Origin of the sequence: Pseudomonas fluorescens, assembly GCF_902497855.1 — a bacterium.
Taxonomy (GTDB): domain Bacteria; phylum Pseudomonadota; class Gammaproteobacteria; order Pseudomonadales; family Pseudomonadaceae; genus Aquipseudomonas; species Aquipseudomonas fluorescens_BI.
In genome coordinates this window covers 308,980-335,067 of sequence record NZ_CABVHU010000004.1, presented here as the reverse complement: position 1 = coordinate 335,067, position 26,088 = coordinate 308,980, and the positions used below count along the sequence as shown (strand labels likewise).

Annotated in this window: 23 protein-coding genes; 8 read left to right on the top strand and 15 right to left on the bottom strand. The window is 59.7% G+C overall.

The genetic code is table 11. The features are described from left to right. Window positions 1-319 precede the first annotated feature (319 nt). Together F8N96_RS11390 and F8N96_RS11385 are read left to right on the top strand one after the other, a co-directional pair. Window positions 320-1,474, top strand: a complete 1,155-nt coding sequence (locus F8N96_RS11390) for a MalY/PatB family protein (RefSeq protein ID WP_150797886.1) — start codon at window positions 320-322, stop codon at window positions 1,472-1,474. 218 nt (window positions 1,475-1,692) lie between these two features. Then, complete coding sequence (locus F8N96_RS11385) at window positions 1,693-2,550, top strand: SDR family oxidoreductase (RefSeq protein WP_150797885.1); 858 nt, start codon at window positions 1,693-1,695, stop codon at window positions 2,548-2,550. Between the two features lie 193 nt (window positions 2,551-2,743). On the opposite strand, the gene F8N96_RS11375 is transcribed toward F8N96_RS11385, so the two are convergent. The 3 genes from F8N96_RS11375 to F8N96_RS11365 are packed head-to-tail and all read right to left on the bottom strand — an operon-like array spanning window position 2,744 to window position 4,221. Beyond that, a complete protein-coding gene (locus tag F8N96_RS11375; protein WP_150797883.1) occupies window positions 2,744-3,184 on the bottom strand; it encodes a DUF421 domain-containing protein in 441 nt (146 codons plus the stop codon). Window positions 3,185-3,191: 7 nt separating this feature from the next. Next, entirely contained in the window at window positions 3,192-3,710 is a 519-nt protein-coding gene (locus F8N96_RS11370; RefSeq protein ID WP_150797882.1) for a hypothetical protein, read from the bottom strand. Further along, window positions 3,700-4,221 (bottom strand): CinA family protein, encoded by a 522-nt coding sequence (locus F8N96_RS11365; protein ID WP_150797881.1) that lies wholly within the window; start codon window positions 4,219-4,221, stop codon window positions 3,700-3,702. Before F8N96_RS11365 ends, F8N96_RS11370 begins: the two co-directional genes overlap by 11 nt. Window positions 4,222-4,390: 169 nt before the next feature. On the opposite strand from F8N96_RS11365, the gene F8N96_RS11360 reads away from it, so the two are divergent. From F8N96_RS11360 to F8N96_RS11350, 3 genes are all read left to right on the top strand, one after another. Further along, window positions 4,391-4,876, top strand: coding sequence for a YIP1 family protein (locus F8N96_RS11360; RefSeq protein ID WP_150797880.1), 486 nt, complete (start codon window positions 4,391-4,393; stop codon window positions 4,874-4,876). A 46-nt stretch (window positions 4,877-4,922) separates the two neighbouring features. Then, window positions 4,923-6,266, top strand: coding sequence for a cation:proton antiporter (locus F8N96_RS11355; protein ID WP_150797879.1), 1,344 nt, complete (start codon window positions 4,923-4,925; stop codon window positions 6,264-6,266). A 186-nt stretch (window positions 6,267-6,452) separates the two neighbouring features. Continuing rightward, window positions 6,453-6,749 carry a hypothetical protein gene (locus tag F8N96_RS11350; RefSeq protein WP_150797878.1) on the top strand — a complete coding sequence of 99 codons (297 nt, stop codon included), beginning with the start codon at window positions 6,453-6,455 and terminating at the stop codon, window positions 6,747-6,749. Window positions 6,750-6,948: 199 nt separating this feature from the next. Here the strand turns inward: F8N96_RS11350 and F8N96_RS11345 are convergent, their stop codons facing one another. Further along, window positions 6,949-8,172, bottom strand: coding sequence for a zinc-dependent alcohol dehydrogenase (locus tag F8N96_RS11345; protein WP_150797877.1), 1,224 nt, complete (start codon window positions 8,170-8,172; stop codon window positions 6,949-6,951). A gap of 341 nt (window positions 8,173-8,513) precedes the next feature. Here F8N96_RS11345 and F8N96_RS11340 point away from each other — a divergent pair, with 341 nt between their 5' ends. Next, on the top strand, window positions 8,514-8,990 hold the full coding sequence (locus F8N96_RS11340) for a hemerythrin domain-containing protein (RefSeq protein ID WP_150767771.1): 477 nt from the start codon (window positions 8,514-8,516) through the stop codon (window positions 8,988-8,990). A gap of 172 nt (window positions 8,991-9,162) precedes the next feature. On the opposite strand, the gene F8N96_RS11335 is transcribed toward F8N96_RS11340, so the two are convergent. Beyond that, entirely contained in the window at window positions 9,163-9,699 is a 537-nt protein-coding gene (locus tag F8N96_RS11335) for a hypothetical protein (protein WP_150797876.1), read from the bottom strand. An 84-nt stretch (window positions 9,700-9,783) separates the two neighbouring features. On the opposite strand from F8N96_RS11335, the gene F8N96_RS11330 reads away from it, so the two are divergent. Beyond that, window positions 9,784-10,023, top strand: coding sequence for a hypothetical protein (locus tag F8N96_RS11330; RefSeq protein ID WP_150797875.1), 240 nt, complete (start codon window positions 9,784-9,786; stop codon window positions 10,021-10,023). A 156-nt stretch (window positions 10,024-10,179) separates the two neighbouring features. On the opposite strand, the gene F8N96_RS11320 is transcribed toward F8N96_RS11330, so the two are convergent. The 4 genes from F8N96_RS11320 to F8N96_RS11305 all read right to left on the bottom strand — a co-directional run bounded on the left by F8N96_RS11320 (window position 10,180) and on the right by F8N96_RS11305 (window position 17,166). Continuing rightward, complete coding sequence (locus F8N96_RS11320; protein ID WP_150797874.1) at window positions 10,180-12,102, bottom strand: PAS domain-containing sensor histidine kinase; 1,923 nt, start codon at window positions 12,100-12,102, stop codon at window positions 10,180-10,182. A gap of 85 nt (window positions 12,103-12,187) precedes the next feature. After that, a complete protein-coding gene (locus tag F8N96_RS11315; RefSeq protein ID WP_150797873.1) occupies window positions 12,188-13,096 on the bottom strand; it encodes a zeta toxin family protein in 909 nt (302 codons plus the stop codon). A 126-nt stretch (window positions 13,097-13,222) separates the two neighbouring features. Next, entirely contained in the window at window positions 13,223-15,502 is a 2,280-nt protein-coding gene (locus F8N96_RS11310) for an ATP-dependent DNA helicase (protein ID WP_150797872.1), read from the bottom strand. After that, the gene (locus F8N96_RS11305) at window positions 15,499-17,166 is read right to left on the bottom strand and encodes a VRR-NUC domain-containing protein (protein ID WP_150797871.1); all 1,668 of its coding nucleotides are present in this window, start codon (window positions 17,164-17,166) and stop codon (window positions 15,499-15,501) included. Before F8N96_RS11305 ends, F8N96_RS11310 begins: the two co-directional genes overlap by 4 nt. A gap of 205 nt (window positions 17,167-17,371) precedes the next feature. Between F8N96_RS11305 and F8N96_RS11300 the strand changes: the two genes are divergently transcribed. Beyond that, a complete protein-coding gene (locus F8N96_RS11300) occupies window positions 17,372-17,596 on the top strand; it encodes a YgdI/YgdR family lipoprotein (RefSeq protein WP_150797870.1) in 225 nt (74 codons plus the stop codon). A gap of 177 nt (window positions 17,597-17,773) precedes the next feature. On the opposite strand, the gene F8N96_RS11295 is transcribed toward F8N96_RS11300, so the two are convergent. The 6 genes from F8N96_RS11295 to F8N96_RS11270 form a co-directional block, all read right to left on the bottom strand. Then, window positions 17,774-19,627: a polyurethanase gene (locus F8N96_RS11295; RefSeq protein ID WP_150797869.1), complete on the bottom strand. Its 1,854-nt coding sequence runs from the start codon at window positions 19,625-19,627 to the stop codon at window positions 17,774-17,776. A gap of 46 nt (window positions 19,628-19,673) precedes the next feature. After that, entirely contained in the window at window positions 19,674-21,038 is a 1,365-nt protein-coding gene (locus F8N96_RS11290; RefSeq protein WP_150797868.1) for a TolC family outer membrane protein, read from the bottom strand. Window positions 21,039-21,040: 2 nt separating this feature from the next. After that, the gene (locus F8N96_RS11285) at window positions 21,041-22,375 is read right to left on the bottom strand and encodes an HlyD family type I secretion periplasmic adaptor subunit (protein WP_150797867.1); all 1,335 of its coding nucleotides are present in this window, start codon (window positions 22,373-22,375) and stop codon (window positions 21,041-21,043) included. Next, window positions 22,372-24,147 carry a type I secretion system permease/ATPase gene (locus F8N96_RS11280; protein ID WP_150797866.1) on the bottom strand — a complete coding sequence of 592 codons (1,776 nt, stop codon included), beginning with the start codon at window positions 24,145-24,147 and terminating at the stop codon, window positions 22,372-22,374. The genes F8N96_RS11285 and F8N96_RS11280 overlap by 4 nt, the downstream gene beginning before the upstream one ends. A 113-nt stretch (window positions 24,148-24,260) precedes the next feature. Next, on the bottom strand, window positions 24,261-24,404 hold the full coding sequence (locus F8N96_RS35035; RefSeq protein WP_191635342.1) for a hypothetical protein: 144 nt from the start codon (window positions 24,402-24,404) through the stop codon (window positions 24,261-24,263). Between the two features lie 298 nt (window positions 24,405-24,702). Further along, complete coding sequence (locus F8N96_RS11270) at window positions 24,703-25,626, bottom strand: LysR substrate-binding domain-containing protein (protein WP_150797865.1); 924 nt, start codon at window positions 25,624-25,626, stop codon at window positions 24,703-24,705. Window positions 25,627-26,088: the final 462 nt, after the last annotated feature.

Below are 26,088 nucleotides of genomic sequence, written 5' to 3'. Positions count from 1 at the left end.
GCCTCGCCCCGATCTGTAGGAGCTGGCTTGCCAGCGAAGGGGCCGTCACATCCAACATCTTCATTGCCTGTGCCACCGTCTTCGCTGGCAAGCCAGCTCCTACAGGGGCTTGCCAGCGAAGAGGCCGTCGCATCCAACATCTTCATTGCCTGTGCCACCGTCTTCGCTGGCAAGCCAGCTCCTACAGGGGGTTGGCGGCGCGCCAGTCGACATTGATGCTGGCTGTGACGGCCTCTTCGCCGGCAAGCCGGTCTCGCTCCCACAGGGGTTTGGCGCTTATCATGTCTGCCGAATTAATCCCGGCCTTTATGAGATGAGCATGACTTTCGATTTTGATCAGGTGTTCGACCGCCACGACACCGGCAGTACCAAATGGAGCCGTTACCCGGCCGACGTATTGCCGATGTGGGTCGCCGACATGGACTTCGCCGCACCGCCGGTGATCATCCAGGCCCTGCAAAAACGTCTGGAACACCCATTGCTCGGCTACAGCGTGGCGCAGGACGACTTGCGCAATGCCATCGTTGCCGACCTGTGGAAGAAGTACGCCTGGCGCGTCGAGCCCCAGGAACTGATCTTCCTGCCGGGCGTGGAGTCGGGCTTCAACATGGCCCTGCACGCGCTGGTCCGGCCGCAACAGAATGTCGTGGTCCAGACTCCCAACTACCCACCGTTGCGCCATGCACCGGGGCATTGGGGACTGAACAAGGTCGAACTGGGTTTCGACGCCCTGCCTGACGGCACCTATGCCACGCCATTGGAGGCCTTGCGCCATTCCCTGCAAGGCGGTGGTGCCCTGCTGTTGAGCAACCCGCACAACCCGCTGGGCAAAGTTTTCCCGCGGGAAGAACTGCAAGCGGTGGCGGATATCTGCCTGGAGCAGGACGCCTGGATCATCTCCGACGAGATCCACGCCGAACTGTGCTTCGACGGGCGTGTGCATCTGCCGATCGCCACCCTGAGCCCGGACATCGCCAAGCGCACCATCACGCTGATGTCGGCGAGCAAGGCCTATAACATTGCCGGGCTGAAAACCTCGTTCATGATCATTCAGGACAAAGCCGTGCGCGAGCGGGTCAACCACGCGCGCTGCGGCCTGGTCGACAGCGTCAACCCGCTGGGCCTGGAAGCCACCCGCATCGCCTACAGCGAAGCCGGCCCGTGGCTGGCCGGGCTCATGACTTATCTGCAAGGCAACCGCGATTACCTGGTCGACGCCGTTCGCACCCGGTTGCCGGGCGTGACCATGAATGTGCCGCAGAGCACGTACCTGGCGTGGCTCGATTGTTCGGCGCTGGGGCTGGACAACCCGCAGCAATTCTTCCTCGAACAGGCCAAGGTCGGGCTCAGTGCCGGCCTGGATTTCGGCGATGACGGCCAACAGTTCGTGCGCCTGAATTTTGGCTGCCCGCGGGCGTTGCTGGAAGAAGGCATTGCGCGGATGGAGCGCAGCCTGATCAATCGCACTCGCTAAAAGCATCGCAGCCCCTGTAGGAGCCGGCTTGCCGGCGAAGGCGTCCTTTCAGCCAACAATGATGTCGACTGGAAGGGCCTCTTCGCTGGCAAGCCAGCTCCTACAGGGGATTTGTGTGGTGCCAAGGTAACCGCACAGCCCTGAAATCCAACCGAACTCAAGGCAAAACACCAGGGTCAACCCTTTGACTCTTCTGCCTCGAGAACGGAGATTTCCCAATGAATGACTATCCAAAACCACCCTTTCCCAAACAAGGCCAGCCCGTCCCCGGCTCCCAAAAAAAAATGGACCCCTACCCGGACTGCGGCGAGCAGAGCTACAAAGGTTCGGGCCGGCTCAAGGGCAAGATCGCCCTGATCACCGGCGCCGACAGCGGCATCGGTCGCGCCGTCGCCATTGCATTCGCCCGAGAAGGCGCGGATGTCGTCGTGGCCTACCTCAACGAACATGAGGACGCGCAGGAAACCGCACGCTGGGTCGAGCAGGCCGGCCGGCAATGCCTGTTGCTGTCCGGCGACCTGGCGCAAAAAGCGCACTGCCAGGCCCTGGTGGACAAGACGGTCGAACGCTTCGGCCGGATCGATGTGCTGGTCAATAACGCCGCGTTCCAGATGACCCACGAACGCTTCGAAGACATCCCCGACGAAGAATGGGTGATGACCTTCGATGTCAACATCACGGCCATTTTCCGCATCTGCCAGGCCGCACTGAAGCATATGCAACCCGGCAGTTCGATCATCAACACCAGTTCGGTCAATTCGGACATGCCCAAACCGACCCTCCTGCCTTACGCCACGACCAAGGGCGCAATCGCCAACTTCACCGCCGGCCTGGCGCAGATGCTGGGCGAGAAGAACATCCGGGTGAACTGCGTGGCACCGGGGCCGATCTGGACGCCGTTGATCGTCTCGACCATGCCCGATGAAGAAGTGCAGAACTTTGGCGGGCAGACGCCGCTCGGGCGGCCGGGGCAGCCTGTTGAAGTCGCGCCGATCTATGTGCTGTTGGCGTCGGATGAAGCCAGCTACATCACGGGCCAGCGTTATGGTATTACCGGCGGTAAACCGATGCTTTGAATGCCAACGCCACGCCTGGCCCTGTAGGAGCCAGGCTTGCCGGCGAAGAACGATAACGCGGTACAACAGATATACCGCAGCGCCTGGTTCGCGGGCAAGCCTCGCTCCTACAGGCGAAGAACGATAACGCGGTACAACAGATATACCGCAGCGCCCGATTCGCGGGCAAGTCGAATCGCCGCACCGCTCGCTCCTACACGGCAATCACCGATATCTTGCCGTTGCGCTCCAGGATCGCGAACTTGATTTGAGCCAGGGTTTCGATGCCCTGGCTCGAACGTGCGGCCTCCATGACGTCGGCCTCGATCAATCGCGCATGGCGCAGGCGCTTGTGCAGCAGCTTGCCGTTCTCGACAATGATCGTCGGCCCGCCATCGATCAGCTGCGAGACCCATTGCGAGCGCTGTTTGAGCAGCGATAGGCCGACGTCTATGGCGATCAGCGTGACGATCACCAGCATCGAATTGGTCAGGGAAAAGTCATCGCCCAGCAACGCCTGCTGCGTCGCCTCGCCGATGATCATCAGCAGCACGAAATCGAAGGTCGTCAACTCGGCCAGTGAGCGCCGGCCGGCAATCTTGAACAGCACCATCAACGCCAGATACATCGCGGCCGCGCGCAATACCGAGTCCATAGGTCACCTAAGGGAAAATGAATTGATCGACGTCCACCGCAGTGGCGCCGGGCGAAGCGATGCGGCTGTGAAACAGCCCCAGCCCGTCCCCGCGCAAGGTCAGATGCAGGTTGGCCCGGCCTTGCGCGTCGGTCCGCACCCACAGCTTCATGCCTTGCCCGGCACTGACGGCACGGAGGGGCTCCGGCTGCAGGCTTTCGATACTGAAGCCGTCCAGCAGCGCTCCGGCCAGTTCCAGCTCGACCATGGCATCAGGCGTACCTATCACGCTGAGCTGCATCGGGTTGGTCGATCCGTTGCGGTGAAACATCTCGTATTGCACCCTGACCTTGCCATCGCTGCCCTGAACGTCCCGGGTGCTCAACGGCCCGCGTGAAAACAGTCCGAGCAGGGCCAGCACCACCAACAGCACCAGGACGTACCAGCCCCAACGCTCGAATCGCCAGACCTTGACCTGATGCACCATGTCTTCACGCACGGGATAGTCGCGGCTGCGGTAATCGGTATGGCCGGATTCATCGTTCATCGGGTGCTCCCCGGCCTTGTACACCGGCCAATACCCGTTGATGGAAATGCACCAGCCGTTTCAGAGCATGCTCGGCGGCCAATAGCTGGACTTCGGAACGTGTCCCGAAGAACCGCTGTTGCTGACTGAAAACACGGCGGCCCTGCGCGGTCTGGAAGGCCCAGGCGAAACAAATGGTACCTGCCGGAATGCCATCGACGTCCTCCGGGCCGAGAATGCCGGTGGTCGCCACGGCGACATTGGCCGTGCTGTCGCGCAGGGCACCCGAGGCCATTTCCCGAGCCACCTCGCAACTGGTCAGATTGAAGGTTTCGATGGTCTTGGGGCTGACGTTGAGCAACCGTTGCTTGGCTTCGGGGGAATACACCACGTACCCGCTTTCGATCAGTTCCCCGCTGTGCGGCACTTCAGCCAGCAGCGTGATGATCTTGCCGGCCGTACAGGACTCTGCGGTGGTCAGCAGCAAGTCGTTCTGGCGCAGATACTCGACCACCGATTGGCTGACGTTCATGGCAGATCATCCAGGCAGGGAACTGCTCGGTTGACCTTCGCCAACTGCAAACATTCCCTCTATCGGAGCCTCCCCCGCCCTTCGGAGAAAAAATGAACCCCTGGCAAAACTTGCCCCTCAATACGTTCAGGGGCCCCTGTCACGGGCAGCTCCGGCTCAGGAGGTCGTCATGTCCGCACCTATCGTCAAGCTGTTTACCCAACCGAACTTCGCGTGGACGGATATCCGCAAGGAAGAGGAAGCGCATCAGCGCCATTACCTCGCTCATTTATTGCTGCTGGCCTTGATCCCCGCCGTGTGCCTCTTTATCGGGACCACCTATGTCGGCTGGAGCCTGGCTGAAAATGAAATCGTCAAGCTAAGCTCCGGCAGTGCCTTGCAACTGTGCGGGTTGCTCTACGTGACCATCGTTGCCGGCCTGTACCCGAGCCGCTGGCTGGCGATCACCGTGCTGGGCGCCGCCTCGCTCTATTCGACCTTCCTGCTGTTCATCGGCCTTCCGACCTTCATGCACGAGCGCAAGGAACAGGGCCTGTTGAATGCGGCCTGCGTCTGGGGCGTCGGGTTGTTGGTGCTGGTCACCATCCTGGTGGAAATGATCCTGATCTGGTTCAACGTGTTGACGCCTGAATACCTGCGCGCGACTGTCAGTTGATGACCGCGGCCCTTGAGGCCCGCGCCGCCTGCAGTGAACCCCGATCATGAGTTTCATCGTCTGGGTGGCGGTATTGGGCGCTGTGCTGCTGACGTTGGCACTGACGTCGTCGTACCTGCGCTGGATGCCGGTGACCACCTCCGCCGTGTGCCTGGTGCTGGGTGTGGCCATCGGGCCGGCGGGGCTCGGGCTGCTGAAACTGGATACGACCGACGCGTCCATCTGGATGGAGCACCTGACTGAAGTCGCGGTGCTGTTTTCGCTGTTCGTCTGCGGCCTGAAGTTGCGCTCGCCGCTCAGGGAAAAAAACTGGCGGATCGCATTTGGACTGGCCGGACCGGTGATGCTGTTGACCATTGCTGGCGTCTGTCTGTTGTTGCACTACGCCTTCCAGCTGCCTTGGGGAGCTTCGGTGCTGATCGGCTCGATCCTGGCACCCACCGACCCGGTTCTTGCCTCCCTGGTGCAAGTCAACGACGCCCGGGATGACGACAGCGTGCGCTTCGGCCTGTCGGGTGAGGCCGGGCTCAATGACGGCATCGCCTTTCCCTTCGTGATCCTCGGCCTGCTGCTGGTGCAACACGACGGCAACCCCGGCTGGCTCAGCGATTGGGTCCTGCGTAGTGTGCTGTGGGCTGTCCCCGCGGGTTTACTCACCGGTTATTGGATGGGACGCGGTATCGGCCGCGTGACCCTGTCGCTGCGGATCAGAAATGACGACAGCACCCTATCGCCGAACGATTACCTGGCCCTGGCCTTGATCGCCCTGTCGTATGTAGTGGCCGAGTCGATTCACGGCTACGGCTTTCTGTCGGTGTTCGCGGCGGGCCTGGGTCTGCGCCAGGAAGAGGTCAAGTCCACGGGTAACGACGAGCTTCCCGCCGAGCACCTGGTTCAACCTGTTGTCGGGCATCAGAACGTCGAGCCGCAGCATGCCGTGCATGGCGATACCACCCGCCTGGAAGACACTCAGGTTGCAGCGGGCATCATGATGGGCGACATGCTTGCCTTCGGAGGGCTGGTGGAGCGTGCCATGGAGGTTTTCCTGGTGACGCTGCTCGGCGTGGTGCTGATCGCTCACTGGGACTGGCGCGCACTGGCGATTGCCGGCGGGTTGTTCTGCCTGATTCGACCTTTGAGCGTAGTCGCCATGCCTTGGGGTGGTTTGCTGGACAGGCGCCAGCGCCTGTTGATCGGCTGGTTTGGCATACGCGGGATTGGCAGTCTGTTTTATCTGTTTTATGCCTTGAACCACGGGTTGGCGCCGTCTGTAGCAACGCTGTGCATTGACTTGACCTTGTCCGTGGTCGCGTTGAGCATCCTGCTCCACGGGATCAGCACCCAACCGATTCTGGCTCGGTATGAACGGCGAAAAAAACAGGATATTTGATTTTACCCCCGGGCTTTTACCACCGGAATTATCGAATTTTCGCCTTCATAAATTTGAAATCCTTGGGCGATCCGGCGGGTCACACGCTTAGTCCCGCCCGACTTTCGTATGGCGCGATGGTGCAGGTTTGGTTCCCCTGAGGCTCCAAGCCTATTAAAAGGGACCTCGAAAAATAAGGTGCTGGTCATGATTCACTATTCAACCTGCGAAGAAATCAAAGCCTGCCGGGCCTTCGCCCTGGAACGCAATCGTCAGATGTTTGCCGAGGCCCAGGCGCTCAGCCGTAGCGCCTTCGAGTTGCTTGAGGACAGCGACATGGATGGGGAGCTGTTCGATCGCTATCTGGAAATACGCAGGAAGGCCAACCTGAAGTTCCAGGAAGCGATCGAACACTTGCGCGTGCTCAACGCAGATTTCCCGCCGGTTTCGGCGTCAACGCAAAATGCGCAACGGTTGCACCGGGAAACCGAATCCAGGGTTTAACGGCGGTTGTACGCGGCCTCTTCGCGAGCAGGCTCGCTCCCACAAGTACTCGGGGCCGTAAAGATCCCGAGCCGGCAAAGATCCCTTGTAGGAGCTGGCTTGCCAGCGAAGGCGTCCTTGAGCCATACAGCGCCTATAAAAATGCCTTCGCTGGCAAGCCAGCTCCTACAGTCGATTCGGCGCCAGGAGTGAATGGAACCTATAACGCTGGTATCGGGGTGACCTCCACGGTTTCGGTCAGCGGCACATCACTGGACCCCGGCGTGAGAATCACCTTGCGGCATTCCTCCTGTTTCTTGTCGAAAATCCTGTATCCCTCGGCCACCTGCTCCAGGGACATGCGGTGAGTGATGATCGCCTCCGGTTGCAGGCGTCCGGTTTCAATGTGCCCGAGCAGCTCCGGCAAATAGCGCTGCACATGGGTCTGGCCCATTTTGAACGTCAGGCCCTTGTCGAAGGCATCGCCGAACAGGAAACCGTGGATAAAACCGGAATAGACGCCTGGCACACTCACCACCCCACCCCGGCGCACGGCGGCGATGCACTGGCGTAGCGCCTTGCCGCTGCTGCCTTCGAGTTTCAGCGTGGCGAGCAGCGTTTCCGTGGTACTGCCCTTGGCTTCGAACCCTACGGCGTCGATCACCGCGTCCACCCCCCGGCTGCCCGCCGTCTGCCGAATGATGGTGTCAGCGGGATCATCATCGTCATCAAAGTTGATCGGAATCACACCATAGGTGCGCTGGGCATAGGCCAGCCGATAGTCGTGATGGTCGACCATGAAGATTTGCTCGGCACCGAACATCTTCGCGCACGCCGCACTCAATAGCCCCACCGGCCCGGCGCCATAGATCGCAATGCTCGAACCCGGCCCGATCCCGGTGTTGAGCACCGCCTGCCACGCTGTCGGCAGGATGTCCGACAGGAACAACACTTTCTCGTCCGCCAGCAGCCCGGGAATCTTGAAGGGCCCGGTGTTGGCCTTCGGCACCCGAACCAGTTCGGCCTGCCCTCCCGGTATGCCGCCGTACAGGCGACTGAAGCCGAACAAGGCCGCGGGTGGTGGAATCGCCTTTTTATTGATGATGGCGCCACGGCCGGTATTGGTGGTTTCACAACTGGCGAACAAGTCACGCTGGCAAAAGAAGCACTCGCCGCACGCGATCACGAACGGGATCACCACCCGATCACCGCGCTGCACGGCCGTCACCGCCGAGCCGGTTTCTTCGACGATGCCCATGAACTCATGACCAAAAATGTCGCCGTGCTCCACGGTCGGAATCTTGCCTCGATACAAATGCAAATCCGAACCGCAGATGGCGGTGGCCGTCACCCGCAGAATGATGTCGTCGGGTGCTTCAATAGCGGGATCGGGCACCGTTTCGATTTTGACGTCATGGGCTCCGTGGTAAGTCATTGCGCGCATGGCTACATCCTCACTGGTCAATAAAGACATCGGTTGTCTGTATTAAGGGAGCGAGGCAGAACCGCGAGTTCAGTTGCATGATTGGCGAATCAGATCAGCGGTCAAGGCTGAAATCACGCTATGAACAGGGGTAAAAGGCGACGCCGCGAAGTGCATGAGTCAATTTCCAGACTCATGCAGCCTGCACGACTTCAGTTTGCCATCAACTGACTTATCTTATTGATTTATATATAAATTAAAAAACAACAATAACCGGCACGACAAATGCTCCAGTACCAGGAGCGACCTTCGGCCTTGAGACCGTTCGCGCTCATCCCCCTGACTAGTTGAGAGACTCGACCATGAACGCCATTGACCTGTTGAAAGCCGACCATGAACGCGTAAAAGGCATCCTGACCCAATTAAGCGAATCCACCGAGCGTGGTATCAAGAAACGCGGTGAACTGCTGGCCAAGCTGGAAATGGAGATCGCCATTCATACCCGTCTGGAAGAAGAAGTCTTGTACCCGGCGTACAAGAAAGCCGGGGGCAAGGAGCAGGACGTGATGTATTACGAAGCCAAGGAAGAACATCGCACGGTCGATTCGCTGGTGCTGCCCGATTTGAAAGTCACCGACCCCTCTACTCCCGAATTCGCCGGTCGGGTGAAAGTGGTCAAGGAACTGCTGGAGCATCATATCGAAGAGGAAGAGACTGAGATGTTTCCTCAGGCGAAAAAGCTGTTGGGTAAAGCCACCCTCGAAGAGCTGGGGGCGCAAATGGAAACCTTGAAGGCCCAGTACAAGAAAGAAATGAGCGCGGGCAACCTGGCGGCTTGATGGTGCGTTCTGCCTCTGGCAAAGCGGGCGGACACTTGTAGGAGCTAGCTTGCTAGCGATGGACGACAACGATAATGCGTGTTGTCTGAATGAACGCGCTGTTCTTTAGTCCATCGCGAGCTGGCTCCTACAGGGGTTCTCCAGATGACCCACCGACCTTTTTCCGCTCGGTTCATCCACCGGGATTCGTCACCTGGATATAAACCGCATAGCTGCCCAGCAACACCCAGAAGGTGGCGAAAATCCACGGCGTACGCACCGAAAACAACAAGGATTTGCGGTAGCCCTTATGGGACGATTCCATCTCGCTGAACAACGGCGATTCATCATAGGCGAGGCCCATCAAGGGTTCGCTACGCAACAACTCACTCTGCTTGAAATGCCAATGATCAATAATGTCGTATGCCGCGCGAATGCCGGGCCACGCGTTGAGCGAACTGAGCACCCCCAACAATGCCAGGAATGGCGGCACCACCAGGGTAAAGAGCTTGCCCCATTCCGGATTGAGGTTAGACATGCAGGAAGCGAACGCGATCAGCAAAAACGATTGCGCGGCCAGGTAGGCGTCGGTGCGATTGGCCAGAATGCTGGTTTCGTACTGGATTTCCCTGCGATAGAAATCCAGGCGCTCCTTGGGCGAACCAAACATTTTGGCATTGTGTTCGGTCAGGGTTTCTTCGGCCGGGGTCTCGGTCAGTATTCTTGGCACAGGAATCACCCGAAGGCTGCAAAGACCTTTAGAAGAAACCGCTGCCGACAAGTTCAGCTGGATTGACAACACAAGGGGTCAGCAATGGACTATCTCGATTGGGTGCAATGGCCAGCCATGCTGGTCACGGTGCTGGCAGCGTGGCTGATCGGTTCGCAAAATTCCGAACGCCGGGTCTCGGGCTTCATCTGTTTTATCGTGAGCAACGTGTTATGGGTGATATGGGGCTACCACACCCAGGCCTATGCCCTGATCGTGTTGCAGTTTTGCCTGTGCGCCATGAACCTGCGCGGTTTCAGGAAGAATGCGCACTCCGCGACCTGATGTTCTGTACACAGGTGATCCCTGTAGGAGCTGGCTTGCCAGCGAAGGCGGCCTTGAGCCTTGCGGCGCCCATGCAGACGCCTTCGCCAGCAAGCCGGCTCCTACAACAGGGGTTTGGCGTTTTCCACAATCCAGCGGTATGCAGTGGTGCGGTGATCATTTCATGGTCGAGGCGATGATCTCCACCAGATTGAGTTGGGTATAGGGTTTGGACAGCCGCGGGAGTTGGGTCGCAAAGCCTTCCAGTCGTTCGGCGTAGCCGGTGGCGAGAATGATCGGCAGGTCGGGTTTGATGGTACGGATGGCCTGCGCCAGTTGCGCCCCATTCATCTGCGGCATGGCCATGTCGGTAATGACCAGGTCGATGGCTGGCTCGGCGTCGAGCGCTTTCAGCGCCAGCGCCCCGGACACCGCGCTGATCACCCGATGCCCGAGGTCTTCGAGCAACAGGCAGGTACTGGTCAACACCAGGCTGTCGTCGTCCACCACCAGCACACATAGGCGAGGCACCGGCGGTGCGGTGTCTTCGTCGGTAGCGGGCATGACAACCGAACCGGTCGTGGCGACGGGTATCCACAGTTCTGCCGTCGTGCCTGCGTCTTTCTCGCTCTTGAGTATGAATCGCCCGCCCAGTTGTTCGATAAAACCATGCACCATCGACAACCCCAGGCCCGTGCCTTTACCCACCCCCTTGGTGGTGAAGAACGGGTCCATCGCCGAGGCCAGCGTAGTCTCATCCATGCCTTCCCCCGTGTCACTGACACTCAGGCAGACATAGCGGCCCTTCATCGGGGTAAATTGGAGTTGGTCGCGAACCTCTTCCGTTCGGGCGCTGATCACCAGTTTCCCGCCATGGGGCATGGCATCCCGGGCGTTGGTCGCCAGGTTCAGTACCGCCAGTTCAAGCTGATTGACGTCGGCGAGGACCGGTTCGAGTTCGGGTGAAAATCGGGTTTCAAGGACCACGGAAGGCCCCAGGGAGCTGCGCAACAAGCCGGAGATGCCTTGGATCAGCGTCGGAATCTCGATGGGTTCGGCCTTGAGCTCCTGGCGCCTGGCAAACGCCAGCATGCGCTGGGTCAGCGATACGCCACGTAACGCGCCCTGGGTGGCGTTATCCACCAGCCGGGCAATGCGCGTATCGTCCCCCATGCGCTTGCGGACTATTTCCAGATTGCCCAGGATCACCGTCAACAGGTTGTTGAAGTCATGGGCAATGCCCCCGGTGAGCTGGCCGATGGCTTGCATCTTCTGCGCCTGGAACAGCGCCTCGCGTGTTTGCTCGAGGACTTGCTGGGCCTGAGTGACCTCGGTGATATCACGGGTAATCTTGGCAAAACCGAGCAAAGTGCCGGTATCGCCCCAGATCGGATCGACCACGACGTGCGCCAAAAACCGCGTCCCGTCCTTACGCACGCGCCAGCCTTTGTTTTCGAACCGCCCATCACGGATGGCAATGGACAGGGTCCGTTGCGGCTCGCCGGCCTCGCGGTCCTCCGGGGTATAAAACATCGAAAAATGTTGCCCGATCACCTCTTCGGGCAAGTAGCCCTTGATCCGCTGGGCCCCGAGATTCCAGTTAGTCAGGCGTCCGTCCGGGGCGAGCATATAGATCGCGTAATCCGTGACGCTTTGCACCAGCAGGCGAAATTGCTGCTCGCTTTGCTTGAGGGTCTCTTCGGCCATCTTGCGGTCGGTCAGGTCCCGGGTGATCTTGGCGAATCCCAGCAACGTGCCCGACGGGTCGATAATCGGGTCGATGACCACGTGGCACCAGAAGTGCGTACCGTCCTTGCGCACCCGCCAGCCTTCGCCCTCGAAACGCCCTTCGGTGATAGCCGTGTTCAATGCGCGCTGGGGCATACCCGCGCGTCGATCCTCTTCGGTGTAGAAACGCGAGAAGTGCTTGCCGAGGATCTCCGCCTCCTCGTACCCCTTGAAACGCCTGGCGCCGGCGTTCCAGCTGGTGATGACGCCATCGGGATCAATCATGTAGATCGCATAGTCAATCACAGCATCGATCAACAGACGGAAACGACTGTCATCTATGGTGGTGGCTTTCCTACGATCTACGCTCATTGATCCCTCACATCATCATTGCTTTTGTGGAGTATGCGACAAAGCGCCAGTTTGGAAAGACGAAAACCGAAATTCGTCGCCAGTGTCATCGATTTACGTATTTGGTGATGAAGGCGTACAGAGCGTTGTAGACAAAATCAGGGACCTGCTGGGCATGGGCCTGGGTTTTGAGCAGCGCCAGGTGACATTCCTTCAAAACCTCGTCCCGTTCTCGAGTCGCGAAGACGTGATTATCGATGATGCTGGAGTAAACGCCATAGGTAAAATTTATCTCGGTGGACGTAGAGGTAACGGAACCATCGGCCGCCTTTGTGTAGGTACTTTGAGCGATCAGTGCCCGCTCTTTCAACGCGCCGAAGCCGCGCTCGTACAGGTTGATTTGCGAGCCGCTGATCGCCTTTGCAGCCGTCTCGAAGGCCAGGATGACCGCTTGCGAATAACACATGCTCGCCTTCAGCCTGGGCAGGGTGAGAAACCTTTCCATCTCCCGATCTTCAAGGCTTTTCAGTGCTCGCTTGATGCTCGACAGGTAAGCGAACTCCTGTGTGCAGCCAACGATATGAATCTCGAACTGATAACCGACGGCGGTTGCTGTGGGAGGAAAGGTCGCGAACTCGAAACTTTCGAACACGCATTCCAGGATGATGTTGTATTTGCCTGTAAACGCGTGGGCAAAAATCTTCGTGGAGACTTCACGGACAAATGCCTCTGTATGCTCATAGGCATGCAACACGCCGAGTTTGATCATATCCTGGTATTGAGGGTGTTTTTTTCGGTATTCGGGCAGATACAGACGAACATAGTTGTCGTAACGTTTTGAGGGCAAGAGGCTTTTTTCCAGCAGATAGGTTTTGCCTGCCCCCTCTATCCCGGCAACCACCAGTATCTTGGGGACTGCCTCGACCTTGATGCCACTGAACAGCGTCGCTTTTATTTCGTCAAACGCTGCCGTGACCTGTTCAGGGGTGTAGGTGTAGTTCGATGCTACTGACATACCTTGATTTCCTTATCAAAGATTTGATTGAAGTGATGACGTGCTCCATGACTAAAGCGCACATTCCTCACTTGTTCAAATGGTTGAGTTTTTCAATGTATATCAATGTTTTTACTGCGAAAATTCCTACTCGACAGCGTGAAGATTCGTTGCCGCAATCGTCCACCAGCGCGGCAGCAGTTGCTTGACCTTGCTGTCGCCAAACCGGTCATCGATCAGCATGACGACCCCTTGGTCCTGCTGGGTGCGAATCACCCGGCCCGCCGCCTGGACCACTTTCTGCACCCCGGGGAACAGGTAGGTGTAGTCATACCCGGCACCGAAAATCGCCGCCATGCGATATTTCACCTGCTCGTTGACCGGGTTGAGTTGCGCCAGCCCCAGGGTCGCAATGAACGCACCGATCAGGCGCGCACCGGGCAAGTCGATGCCTTCGCCAAACGCCCCGCCCAACACGGCGAAACCGATGCCCTGGCTGTCGACGGTGAACTGATCGAGAAAATCCTGGCGCTGCCCTTCCGCCATGCCTCGGGACTGCGCCCATAGATTGATATGGGGATGTCTTTGCGCCAGCAACTGCGCCACTTGCTGCAAATAATCGAAGCTGCTGAAAAACGCCAGGTAGTTGCCGGGGCGCTGGCTGAACTGCCTGGCGATCAGCTCGACGATCGGCGCCAGGGACGACTGGCGATGAACGAACCGGGTGGAGATCTGGCTGACGATGTGCACTTGCAACTGATCGGCATGAAAGGGGGATTCGACATCGATCCACACCGTGTTCGCTGGCGTGCCCAACAGATCGGCGTAGTAATGGCGCGGGCTCAGGGTCGCGGAAAACAACACGGTGCTGCGCGCCGCCGTCAGGCGTGGGCGGATGAAGCCGGCGGGCACCACGTTGCGCAGGCACAGCTGCGAGAGGTTTTTCTTGCGCTCGAGGTCGCGCTTGCTGATGTCGAACAGGAACTGTTCGTCGAACAGTTCGGCGACCCGGCAAAACTGCAGCATGTCGAAGTAAAAACTTTGCAAGGCGCTGTCCAGGCCTTGAGGATGATCGTTCAGGTAATCGCCAATACTCGCACTGCAGGACGACAGAGCCTGGAGCAGTTTTTCCGGCGCCTTGTCGTACGCCTGATAGGCGCCAGGCTGCAGGTCATGCAGGGCATTCCACTGCCGGTTGACCCGCTGCAAGGCTGTCTTCAACGCTGGCGGGGCGGTTTTGCGCACCGCGTTGAGGGTCGATTGGTCGAGGCTGGCACTGTACATCTGCCGCCCCCGCTCCACCAGGTTATGCGCTTCGTCCACCAGCACCGCGACTTTCCAGTTGTTGGCCTGGGCCAGCCCGAACAGCAGCGCGCTGAAATCGAAATAATAGTTGTAGTCGGCAACCACCACATCGGCCCAGCGGGCCATTTCCTGGCTCAGGTAATACGGGCACACGTCATGTTCAAGCGCCACCTCGCGCAAGGCGCCCTGGTTCAACAGGGTCAGCTCGCTGGCGGCCTGGCGCGCCGCGGGCAATCGGTCATAGAAACCCTGGGCCAAGGGGCAGGATTCGCCGTGACAGGCTTTGTCCGGATGCTCGCAGGCCTTGTCCCGGGCGATCATTTCCAGAACCCGCAGGGGTGGCGCTTCGGCACTGTCGAGAATGACTTGCGCGGCATCCAGCGCCAGTTTGCGGCCCGGGGTTTTCGCGGTCAGGAAGAACACCTTGTCCAGTTGCTGCGGCGCCAGGGCCTTGAGCATTGGAAACAAGGTGCCGACGGTCTTGCCGATCCCCGTAGGTGCCTGGGCCATCAGGCAGCGACCGGTACTGACCGCCTTGAATACCGATTCAGCCAGATGACGCTGCCCCGGACGAAAGTCGGCATGGGGAAATGCCAGTTGCTGCGCCCCACGATTGCGTGCTTCGCGGTGGGCCATTTCCTGCTCGGCCCACTGCAGGAACAGGCGACAGTGGTGCTGGAAAAACAGCTCCAGTTCTGGCGCGCCGAAGGCCTCCACCAGGCAGGTTTCCTTTTCGCTGACGATGTCGAAATACACCAGTGCCAGGTTGATCCCGGTCAGGTCCAGCTTCTGGCACATCAGCCAGCCGTAGATCTTCGCCTGTGCCCAGTGCAGTTGACGGTGGTTGGCGGGCTGCTTGCTCAAGTCGCCGCGATAGGTCTTGACCTCTTCCAGGCAGTTTTGCCCCGGGTCGTAGCCGTCCGCCCTGCCCTTGACCGTCAACGTTTGATACCGGCCTTCGAGAGCGACTTCACTCAGGTAACCCTCGCTGCGCCGGGATGCCACGGTGCGATGCCCGACGATGCCTTCCAGCGCAGTCGGCGACGGGGTGAAGCGCAGGTCAAGGTCGCCGACCTTGGCGGTGAACTCGCACAACGCGCGTACCGCGATGTTGTAGCTCACGCGCTCTGTTCCGCCCATTGCACGTAGCAGACGGCAATCGGCATCTGGTGCTCATGGCAGAACTCCAGCCAGCGCAACTGGTTGTCCTGCAGGCGATCGCCGGGGCCTTTGACTTCGATCATGCGGTAGGTCTTGTCTTGCGGCCAGAACTGGATCAGGTCCGGCATGCCGGCGCGATTGGCCTTGATGTCCAGCAGCAGACGATGGAACCAGTGCTTGAGGTGGTCGGCCGGCAGGCAATCGAGGGCCTGGTCGAGCAATTCCTCGCTCAATACGCCCCAGAACACGAACGGTGATTGCACGCCCCACTTGGCGGCATAACGGTCACGGATGGTCTGGCGGTAACGTCCGTCATCGAGTTCGGCCAGGCAGGCCTGGAACAGGTCAGCCCGACGCAGATGAAAATCTTCATTGAGCAAGTCCACCGGCCCCCGCTGGAACGGGTGGAAAAACGCTCCCGGCAAGGGCGCGAAGATCGCCGGCCAGCACAGCAGCCCGAACAGCGAGTTGACCAGGCTGTTCTCTACGAAATGCACCGGTGCCGATTCTTGTGCCAGGTGTGCCTGGACATGATATTCCACCGACAGCGCCGGATCGGTCCTGGGCAATTGCAGGTCCAGGCGCAGCATTTCCCGAGGTGACAAGCGCTTGATGGGCGGCCCGCCGAGCTTGCGCCGCAGTCGGGGCAACACTCGCAGCAAGTGCTGCTGTTCGGCGGCGCTTTGCGCGGATTGCTCGGCATGATTGGCCAGGTCCAGCGCCATCTGATATTCACCGCAGCGCTCCAGCACGCGTATCAGGCGCAACCGCGCGCCGGGCCAGGCGCACTCGCGGTAGATGCTCAGGGCCATGGCTAAATCGGCGGTGCGCTCGCAATATTGACCCATCTGGAATAACAGCTTGTCGCGACGTCGCTGCAGCCAGGGATTGCCCAGCGCCAGCCCGTTGACCTGCTCGACAATGCCGGCCAGCGCTTCGCCGGCTTCGAAACGCTGCTGACAGTCATGCAGGAAAACGCAGGCGTCCACGTCCTCGCGGCTGCGCAAGCCCCGGGAGTCGGCGCAGAACTCGACTTTTTCATAAGTAAAGATGCCGAGGTCAGCCAGCACGAACTCCGACCAGCCCTGGTAAAGATTGCCAAAGAACATCAGGCGCAGGCGATCACACAGCCCCATGATGGTCAGGCTGAACAGGCGGTCATCCAAGGGCACGCACCAGTGGCTGAAGCACCGGGCCTCGGGAAACCGTTCGCTCAATGCCGGCAGCCAATCGGTCTTCTTGGCCTTGGGCTGATCGATGGCCGCGCCAAGGCACTGGAGGATTTCCGCCTTGAGCAGCACCTCGAACAGTGCTTCGACCGACAGTGGCGCCTGCTCGTCGATCCAGCCCAGCGCCAGCAGCGGGCCGGCAGCGCTCGCGGTGTCGCCGATCTCGGCGTACTGCAGCTTGCTCGCCCGAAAGTGTATGCCCCTGCGCATCACCATCCGCACCAGCAGCGCCTTGGACGGCCGGGGCAGTAGGTAGAAATCGCCGATGAACCGCTGCTCCTCAAGACTCAACACATCGGCATAGCGTTGCTCAAGCCAATCAAGCACTTGCATGAAGTTGTTCAAGTAGTAGAGCGGGTCGTCGAGGGGATTTGCAGTCACAGGAAAAAGGGCCATGGCGAGCGAATACTGGTTATGCGTACAGATACCAGCTACCCCCGGTGCGGTGCAAACGGAAAAGGATAAGCGGCGGACAATCGGCTTATTTTTTTGCCGTCTGTCGAACTTTCCATCATTCCTTCGCACCAATTGCCTTAGAGGTACAGTGACGATAACGCTCGACGAGACAGTGCGTTGTTCTTTTAAAGGATGAGAGGTGGGTATGAATATCAAGACTCTGGGTTTGCCCTTTGCCGTGGCGGCCTTTCTGGCCCTGGCCGGTTGCTCGACGCCGACGGTGGTGACCCTGCAGAACGGCACCCGGTATTTGACCAAGGACATACCGGACACCGAGACCAGGGACGGTTTTTACGAGTTTGAAGATATCTCCGGAGCGAAGGTGAAGGTCAGGGCTGCTGAAGTGGCTAACGTGCGCAAGGAAGACTGAAGACCGCGTTATCGTTCATCGTCCAAGAAAGACTGACAACCGAGTCATCGTTCTTCGCGAGCAAGCTCGCTCCCACATTTGGTCTTCAGTGAACACAGCATCTGTGGACACCCCGATCCAGTGTGGGAGCGAGACCGGCTTGGCGGCGAAGAGGCCCTTAAAAGCGCCGCATCACCCTCAGGCGATAACAATCCCCCCACCAGCCAGGCTATCCAGCCCAACCCCGACCAGCGTCACCGAATCCCCGCCAAACGTCAGCACCGTATCCTGCCCCACCGTCGTGGCATGCGCCCGGAAATCATCGTTCGGCTTCACCCCTTGAACCCCCAGAAACACCAGCTGGTCGTCCGCCTGGTAACCCACCACCCGATCCTGCCCAAACCCGCCACTGAACAGGAACGTATCGCTCCCGCCCCCCGCCGCCATCAGATCGTTACCCGCCCCGCCGACAAGCACATCGTTGCCCTTGCCGCCGATCAAATGATCGTTGCCTTCATGGCCAAACAACCAGTCGCCGCCAGTGTGTGCCGTGAGCGTATCGGCACCTGCGCCACCCTTTAGCGATGAAGCGTATTGGGTCAGGTCATTGCCGGCCGCCAGGCCATTGGCTGTCACACTGTGGGTCACGTCATCCTTGAACAACCCCCACAGAAACCCCGGTTCCTTGCTGACAATGCTGCCGATGTCCCGCGTAATGCTGATGCCGCCATGGGCGTCGCGGATATACAGGTTGCCAGCACCGTCATTGGCGAAGTCGAGGTTTTTTACCGACTGCTGCAGCTCCAGTACGTTGTTGCCCTGCCCGCCCAAGAGGATGTTGTAGCCGCCGCCATCGCGGAAGGTGTCGTTGCCCGCACGTCCTTCCAGATAGTCATTGGCCTGGCCGCCCTGGATCAGATCGTTGCCGTCGCTGCCAATGATGAAGGTGCTGCCTTTGTGGGGTTCGGCATTGCGATTCAAATCCTGGACCCAAGTGTTGGCCCGGGCCGGGTCCGACAGGTTGGCGACGATGATCGTCGAGTCTTTGCCGGTGAGGTCGTAGAACGTCGACGCCAGCACCCGGTTCATGCCGTCGCCATAAGCGGTGGGCAGGTGCGAGATCCAGGTCGGGATGTTGAGGATGGAAAACGGCAAGACGTTCCACGCCGTCGAGGCGTAGTGATCGTTGAAACTGACGATGTTGTCAGTCGCCGAGGCTTTGGCGGCATCGTGTACGCCCACCGAGGACAGGTTGAACGAGGAACCGTCCAGGGCCCGAAACACCGGGTCGTTTTCATAGCCGACGTTGAGCACGTTGTCAGTGCTGCTTTGGGTGGGCGAAGCGTAGGCGATGTAGCTGGAGTCCTTATAGAACCCCGACCATTTGTCGTTGCTCAGGTCTGCCAGGCTATTGACCGCCAGCCCGCCGAGGCTGTGACCGCTGACCAGCACGTCCTTGCCCGACAGGCCATTGGCCCGGGCAAACGCGGCGACGTCGCCGAGCAGCTCGCCGAAGGCTTCACCCACGTAGTTTTTCGCATAGTCCTTCGGCCCAATTGCTGCCAGCAGGTCGTTGATCACGTCGGCGATCGAATCGCTGATCAGGGTTTCCCGAGGCCCGCTGGTGCCGCGAAAGGCAATGCCGATTTCGCTGAGTTGCCCTTGGGCGTCGTACTTGCCGAGGATCTCCACCTGGGCGCTGGTGTAACCGGCTTTCTCGCCAAAGAAGGTTCCGCGCCCGTCGACCTTGCCGTCATAGCCCAGTTGCGCAGCGCTGATTGGCGTCCAGCCGGCCTTTTGCACGGCATCCAGGGCGGCTTTTTCCGAATCCGGGTTCCAGGGGATCCCGGGGATGACGCCCTGGGAATCGGCGCCGCCAATCAGCGCGGTGACCAGGGTCGCCGGCAAGCCCAGGCCGAAGCCGTTGTGCTGGTAACCGCTGGCAAAGCCATTGTCGAGGTTGTGATAGGAATACAGCGTGATCGCCATGGCGTCGCTGAACAACGCTTTGGCGTCTTCCGTACCGAGGTTTTTATAGTCATACACACCCATGGTCTTGCCTCTCTTGTTGTTGGATTTGTCAGAGATTTTTCAGGCGCTACCGAGTCGTCGGCCCCTGGCCAAACGCCTCGTCCACCCGGGCCAGGTCCTGCTCGCTCAAGGTCCCGGCGTAGTAGTGCAATTTGATCCAGGCCATCAAATAGTCGTATCGGGTCCGGGCCAGGTCGCGGCGCGTGGTGTAGAGCTGTTGTTCGGCGTTCAGCGCATCGAGGTTGACCCGTTCACCGCCCAGGATGCTTTGCCGCGTTGACACCACCAGCGCTTCGGCAGCGTTCAGGGCTTTCTGGTAGGCGCGCAATTTGTTCACGCCCGACAGGCAGGCGCTGAACTGGCGACGCAGTTCGATCAGCGTTTGGCGGGTCTTGCCGTCCAGTTCGTACTCGGCCTGCTCCAGGGTGCGGCTGGCCTGACGCGTCGAGGCGGATACTCCGCCGCCGGCGTACAGCGGCACGCTGACTTCGATGCCGATGGTGTTGGTGTCGTAGCGCTGGTTATAGGTGTTGCCACTTTCCGATTCGTTCTGGCGCACCGAGGCGTAGGCGCTGACTTTGGGCAGGTGCCCGGCGCGGTTGCGTTCGACTTCATGACGCGCGACCTCCACGGCCTGGCGCTGGGAAGCCAGGCCGGGGTTACTGGCCACCGCCATGGCGTGCCAGGTGTCGAAGTTGGCCGGTTGCAGGGTCAGGGTCTGGAAGCGCTGGTCCAGTGGCGCGAGGTCGTCGATGTCGATGGCCGGCGCGCCGATCAGCGCGCCCAGTTCCCGCAGGGCCGCATCCTGCTCGTTGCGCGCTTCGATTTCCTCGGCGGTGGCCAGTTCGTAACGTGACTCTGCCTCGAGAATATCGGTGCGCGTGCCCTCGCCCTGGCGGAACATGTGCTCGTTCTGCCGGAACTGCTGTTCGAAGGCGCTCTTTTTGGCCAACGCAATGTCGATCTGGTCCTGGGCGAACAGCGCCTGGGTGTAGCTTTCCAGCACGCGCACCAGCAATTGCTGGCTTTTGTCGCGAAAGTCTTCGTCGGCGAACAGCGCTTGCGCCACCCCTTTGCGATACGTCGCGTAGGCCTCGTAGTCGAGCAAGGGTTGTTGCAGGGTCAATGACGAGCCGTAGCTGCTGTAGTTGCGATCATCGCTCTGGCTGCGACCGCGATCGTTGAGGTAGGTGACCTTCGAGGCGTTGCGGCCCTTGTTGTAGTTGTAACCCAGCTTCGGCAACAGTCCGGCACGGCCGATGGCGCGGTTTTCCAGGCCGGCGTCGCGCTCCTTGATCGCGCCGAGGAACTGCGGGTCGTTGCGCAACGCTTGTTCATAAATGTCGAACGGTCCCATGGCCAGCGCACTGCTGCACGTCAGCAACGCCAGGGTCACGGCGAGCATCGAAAGCTTATTCATACTGCCGAACATCCTTATTCCTCGGTCAACGCGGAACCTGCCCGGTCGAGCAGCGGTTTGAACAAATAGTTGAGGAGAGAACGTTCACCGGTGCGCACGAACATTTGCGCGGGCATGCCGGGCTTGATCACCAGGCCGTTGAGCTTTTCCATGGCCTGGTCGCTGACGCTGCTGCGCAATACGTAATACGGCGCACCGGTTTTCTCGTCGAGCATCTGGTCGGCGGAGATCAGGCTGACTTCGCCGGGCACCCGCGGCGTGCGGCTCTGGTTGAACGCAGTGAACAGGATGTCCACCGGCAGGTGCGTGCCGACCTTGTCGACCAGGTTGACCGGCAGGTGTCCTTCCACTTCCAGGCGGGCGCCTTGGGGCACGATTTCCAGCAGGGTGTCGCCCTGGCGTACCACCGCGCCTTCAGTGTGAACCCCAAGGTTAACCGCGATGCCATCGGCGGTAGCGATGATCTCGCTGTGTTGCAGGTCGAACCCGGCGGCGGTCAGTTGCTCTTCCAGGGTGACGCTTTTGAGCTGGGCGTCGGCCAACTGAGTGCGGACCTCTTTCTGATACTCCTCGGTCTGCTGTTGCAGCTTGAGACGCGATTCGACAATGCCCTGCTCCACCCGGCCGCTTTCGCCGCTGTTCTCTGCCAGCTGTTGCCGGACTTGCGACAACTGGCGCTGGTACTCCATCAGCCGGTTGCGCGGGATGTAGCCGTTATCCGCCAGCGGCTGAAGATTGTTCAACTGTTGTTGCAGGGAGCTGGCCTGGGCGCTCAAGTCAGTGCGGGCGCGGCGCATGCCGGCCAGTTGCGCACTGGCCCCTTCAATGCTGGCGCGCAACGCGGCCTGCTCGCGGGAAAACGCTTCGCGGCGGCTGCTGAACAATTGCCGCTGACCTTCCAGCACCAGGGCCAGGCGTGGGTCCGGATCATTACTCAATTCGGCAGGAAAGCTCACCTGCTCGAGGTTGTCCCGTTCACTCTGCCAGCGGGCCAGACTGGCCCAGGCCATGCGGTATTGCGCTTGCAACGATTGCACGTCGGCCGCGACCTGGGTCGGATCGAGCCGGAACAGGGGCTGGCCCTGCTTCACCACCTGCCCATCGCGTACCAGGATCTGGCTGACGACACCGCTGCTCATCGCTTGCACAGCTTTGCGCTTGCCCGAGACGACGACGGTGCCTTGCACCGGGATGCCCTGATCGAGCGGCGCCAGGCTGGCCCAGGTGAAGAAACTGCCGGCGCCGACGATCGCCAGCATCCAGCCCAGGCGTGCAAAAAAGTGCGCGTCACGCTCGGGGCGTTCTGCGATGTAGTCGTGTTCCATGCTGGCTTCACTGAGTTGGCTCATACACCCGAAATCCTGGTCGAGGGCTGGTACTGCCGGCTCATGCTGAGCCCGCCCGGTGCCTGCGCGGTTTTCTCCCGCGGCTGTTCCTGAGCGCCGGACAGTGCCTTGAGCACGTCTTGACTCGGTCCGAAGGCTTGCAGGCGCCCGTCGTTGAGCACCAACAACTTGTCGGCCTGGGCCAGTGCCGAGGAGCGATGGGTCACCAGAATCACACTGGTGCCCTGGGCTTTCATTTGGACGAGGGCGCCGGCCAATGCGGCCTCGCCGACGGTGTCGAGGTTGGAGTTCGGCTCATCCAGCACCACCAGGCGTGGCTTGCCGTACAAGGCGCGAGCCAGGGCGATACGCTGTTTCTGGCCGCCGGACAGACCGCTGCCGTCTTCGCCGAGTACGGTGTCGTAGCCTTGGGGCATGCGCAGGATCAATTCATGGACACCGGCCTGTTGCGCGGCTTCGACCACTTGTTGCGGATCTGCCTCACGGAAGCGCGCTATGTTTTCGGCGATGCTGCCGCTGAACAGCTCGATGTCTTGCGGCAGATAGCCGATGTGGGGGCCGAGGTCGTCGCGGTTCCAGCGATGAATGTCCGAGCCGTCCAGCCGCACGGTGCCGCCCAGCGTCGGCCAGACGCCAACCAGCACCCGGACCAGGGTCGATTTACCAGAACCGGACGCTCCGAGCACGCCTAGCACGTCACCGGCGCCCAGGCTGAAGCTCACCAGGTGCAAGGTCGCCGCCCGTTGTCCCGGTGGACCGGCGCTGACCTGCTCGAACGTGATCTGGCCTTTCGGAGCCGGCAACGCCATGGCCTCGTCACTCGGCGGGAAGGCGCGCAACAAGTCATCAAGCCGGCGGTAAGCGAGTTTGGCGCCGCTCCACTGTTTCCACACGGCGATCAGCTGATCGATGGGGCTGAGCACCCGGCCCATCAGGATCGAGCCGGCGATCATCATCCCGGCGGTCATGTCGCCCTTGATCACCAGCAACGCGCCGAGGCCCAGCACCAGGGATTGCAGGCACAGCCGCAAGGTCTTGCTCAGGGAGCTGATGACCGCGCCGGTGTCACTGGCCTGATTCTGCAAGCCGAGAAAGCGTGAATGCACCTCAAACCAGCGCTTGCGCAGCGCTCCGAGCATGCCCATCGCTTGAATGGTTTCGGCGTTATGCAGGTGACTGGTGGCCAGCTGGCTGGACTTCTGGGAAAAGCCGGCAGCTTCGCCCAAGGGCTTTTTGGTCATCGTTTCGTTGAGGCAGGCAAGGCCGATCAGCAACACCGCGCCCACCGTGGCAAACACGCCGAGCCAGACATCGAACAGATAAATCACCAACAGATAAACCGGAAACCACGGCGCATCGAAGAAGGCAAACAATGCCGGGCCGGTGACGAACTGGCGAATATGGGTCAAGTCGCCCAGGGCTTGCCCGGCGTTGCCTTCGCCCTTGAACAGGTTGCGCTCGAACGCGGCCTGATAGACCCGCACGTTGAAACGACGCTCCAGTTGGCTACCGATACGGATAACGATAAAACTGCGCACAATCTCCAGTAGCCCGATGAACGCAAAGAACCCGACGACCATTAAAGTCAGCATGGCCAGCGTCGTTTCGTTTTGCGACGACAATACGCGGTCATACACCTGGAGCATATAAATCGACGGAACCAGCATCAGCACGTTAATCAATGCCGTAAAACAACCGGCGCTGATCAGGATGCTCTTATAGTCGCCCAGCGACTTGATTAACGGCGTAGTAGCCGGGCTCTTTGCCATCTTCATGGGTTCTTCCTGAGGTGTCAGCCCTTGCCATGGCTGGCGAGGTCTGCCCGATCTTTTTATTGTGAGTACTGCTTACAACTTAATAACAACTTATTGTTCCGCGACCTATAATGCTATCGGCCGGCGTCGGCGTTGAAGTCGTAGGTGGTGTCCCGGGTTCCGGTGTTGGTGTTGGTGTTGGTGTTGGTGTTGGTGTTGGTGTTGGTACCGTAGAGCTTTGTTTGGCTATGGAGCAGTTTTTTTTTGGATGACGACAATCTCTGGCGAGATCGTCCTATCACTCGCCCAATGAAGGCGAAAGAAAACTGACACAATTTTAAATCAACCGTCTAGTGTTTTTTTGAAGTCAAATCGAGTTGCGCCCGCAAACGCCTGAGAACAACGCATGCGCTGTCGAAAAATAATTTCCGGACTAACCCAATCAAAGTAATTGTCCGACAATCAGCAATTTAAATATTAAATACCGGCAAGTTATTTTTGTAGAACAGGTCTCTGTTTTCCGACTTGGTTATTGCAAGTGCCAGTGCATTGCTATCAATGTGATCGGCAACGTATTCAGAGCAGGTACCCGGCCCATATCTTGCGATTGACCAGATCGGCGGCAATCTCTATAAACGCATCCCCGACAAATTTCGCCGCCGGACTGACTCGCCTGTCAGCGGGAAAGACTTGGACCAGTTTGCGCATCGGAACGGGGTCGACCAGGGGCGCGGCACTGAGCACGCCCGCTTCGATCTGCCGGTAAATCGAGGCCAAAGGCAACGCAGTGAAACCGAAGCCATTGCGGACCAGGTCGATCATGGCGCCAAAGGAGTCGGCTTCGACGCTGGTCCTGAGCTTGATCCCGACTTCCCGCGCGCAATTATCCAGAATCACCCGCAGGCTGTGTTTGGCGCTCGGCAACACCAGCGACTGCTCGGCCAGCGACTCGAACGACACCGGCGTATCCAGGCACAGGTTGGCGCTGGCGGGACCCACCAGCAGCAAATTCTCCATCATCACCGGCACGATCCGCAGCGTATGCAGGGGTTGCGGATCGTAGGAGATCGCCAGCTCCAGTTCGCCACGTTGCACCCAATCGAGCAGGTAACCGCTGAAGGCCGAGGAAAACCGGATGGCGAGATCCGGATGTGCCTCCTTGATTTTGCGCACCAGGGGCACGGTGACGATTTCGGCTACCGTCGGTGTCGTACCGATGACCACCGTTCCGCGAAAAGAAGCCTTGCCCCCCACCACCGAACTTCGAATGGACTCCATTTCTTCCATGATCCGGGTGGCATGCGCCAACACTTCGCGGCCGGCATCGGTAATTTCCATGCCGCGGCCATGCCGGTCGAACAGGTAGGTGCCGAGTTCTTTTTCCAGTAATCGAATCTGGCGGCTAAGTGCCGGTTGCGCGATGTGCAGCCGGTCGGAGGCCTTGCTGAGGCTGCCCAGTTCGGCCACGTGAATCAGGGTCTTGAGTTGAACGACATCCATTGCCAGGCCAGTCAGAGTCGGGTTCGGCGCGAAATGGTCGAACGTGGTGGTCAGTGTAAACGCAATGGCGCCCCTTGGAATGCCCCAGACCCGCGTCGCGTGAGGCCTGGCGCTTGTCGAGCAGAGCCTGTCCTCCAGCCCGCCGGGGCTGCAAGGGAGCTATAGAATTTCGGTATATCAGTTAGGCCGGGCTGACGGCTTATTCGCATCCGGACTCTGGGGTAGTTTGCAGTCAACGTCGGCGCCAAAGCGCATGACTTACTACAAGAATAAGATTCGAGGGTTTGCGCCATGACTTACCACGCCTCTCTTTACCTGAGCCATCCGATTGATCCGGGCAGCGAGCAGCTGAATTCCGACCAACGTTTCCCCTCTTCCGGTGCGCCGTCCCCATACGGTTCAAAGCCACTGCGTTAAGCACATCAACCCGTCGAGCCAGCAACGTTGCAGGCGCCGCAAGGT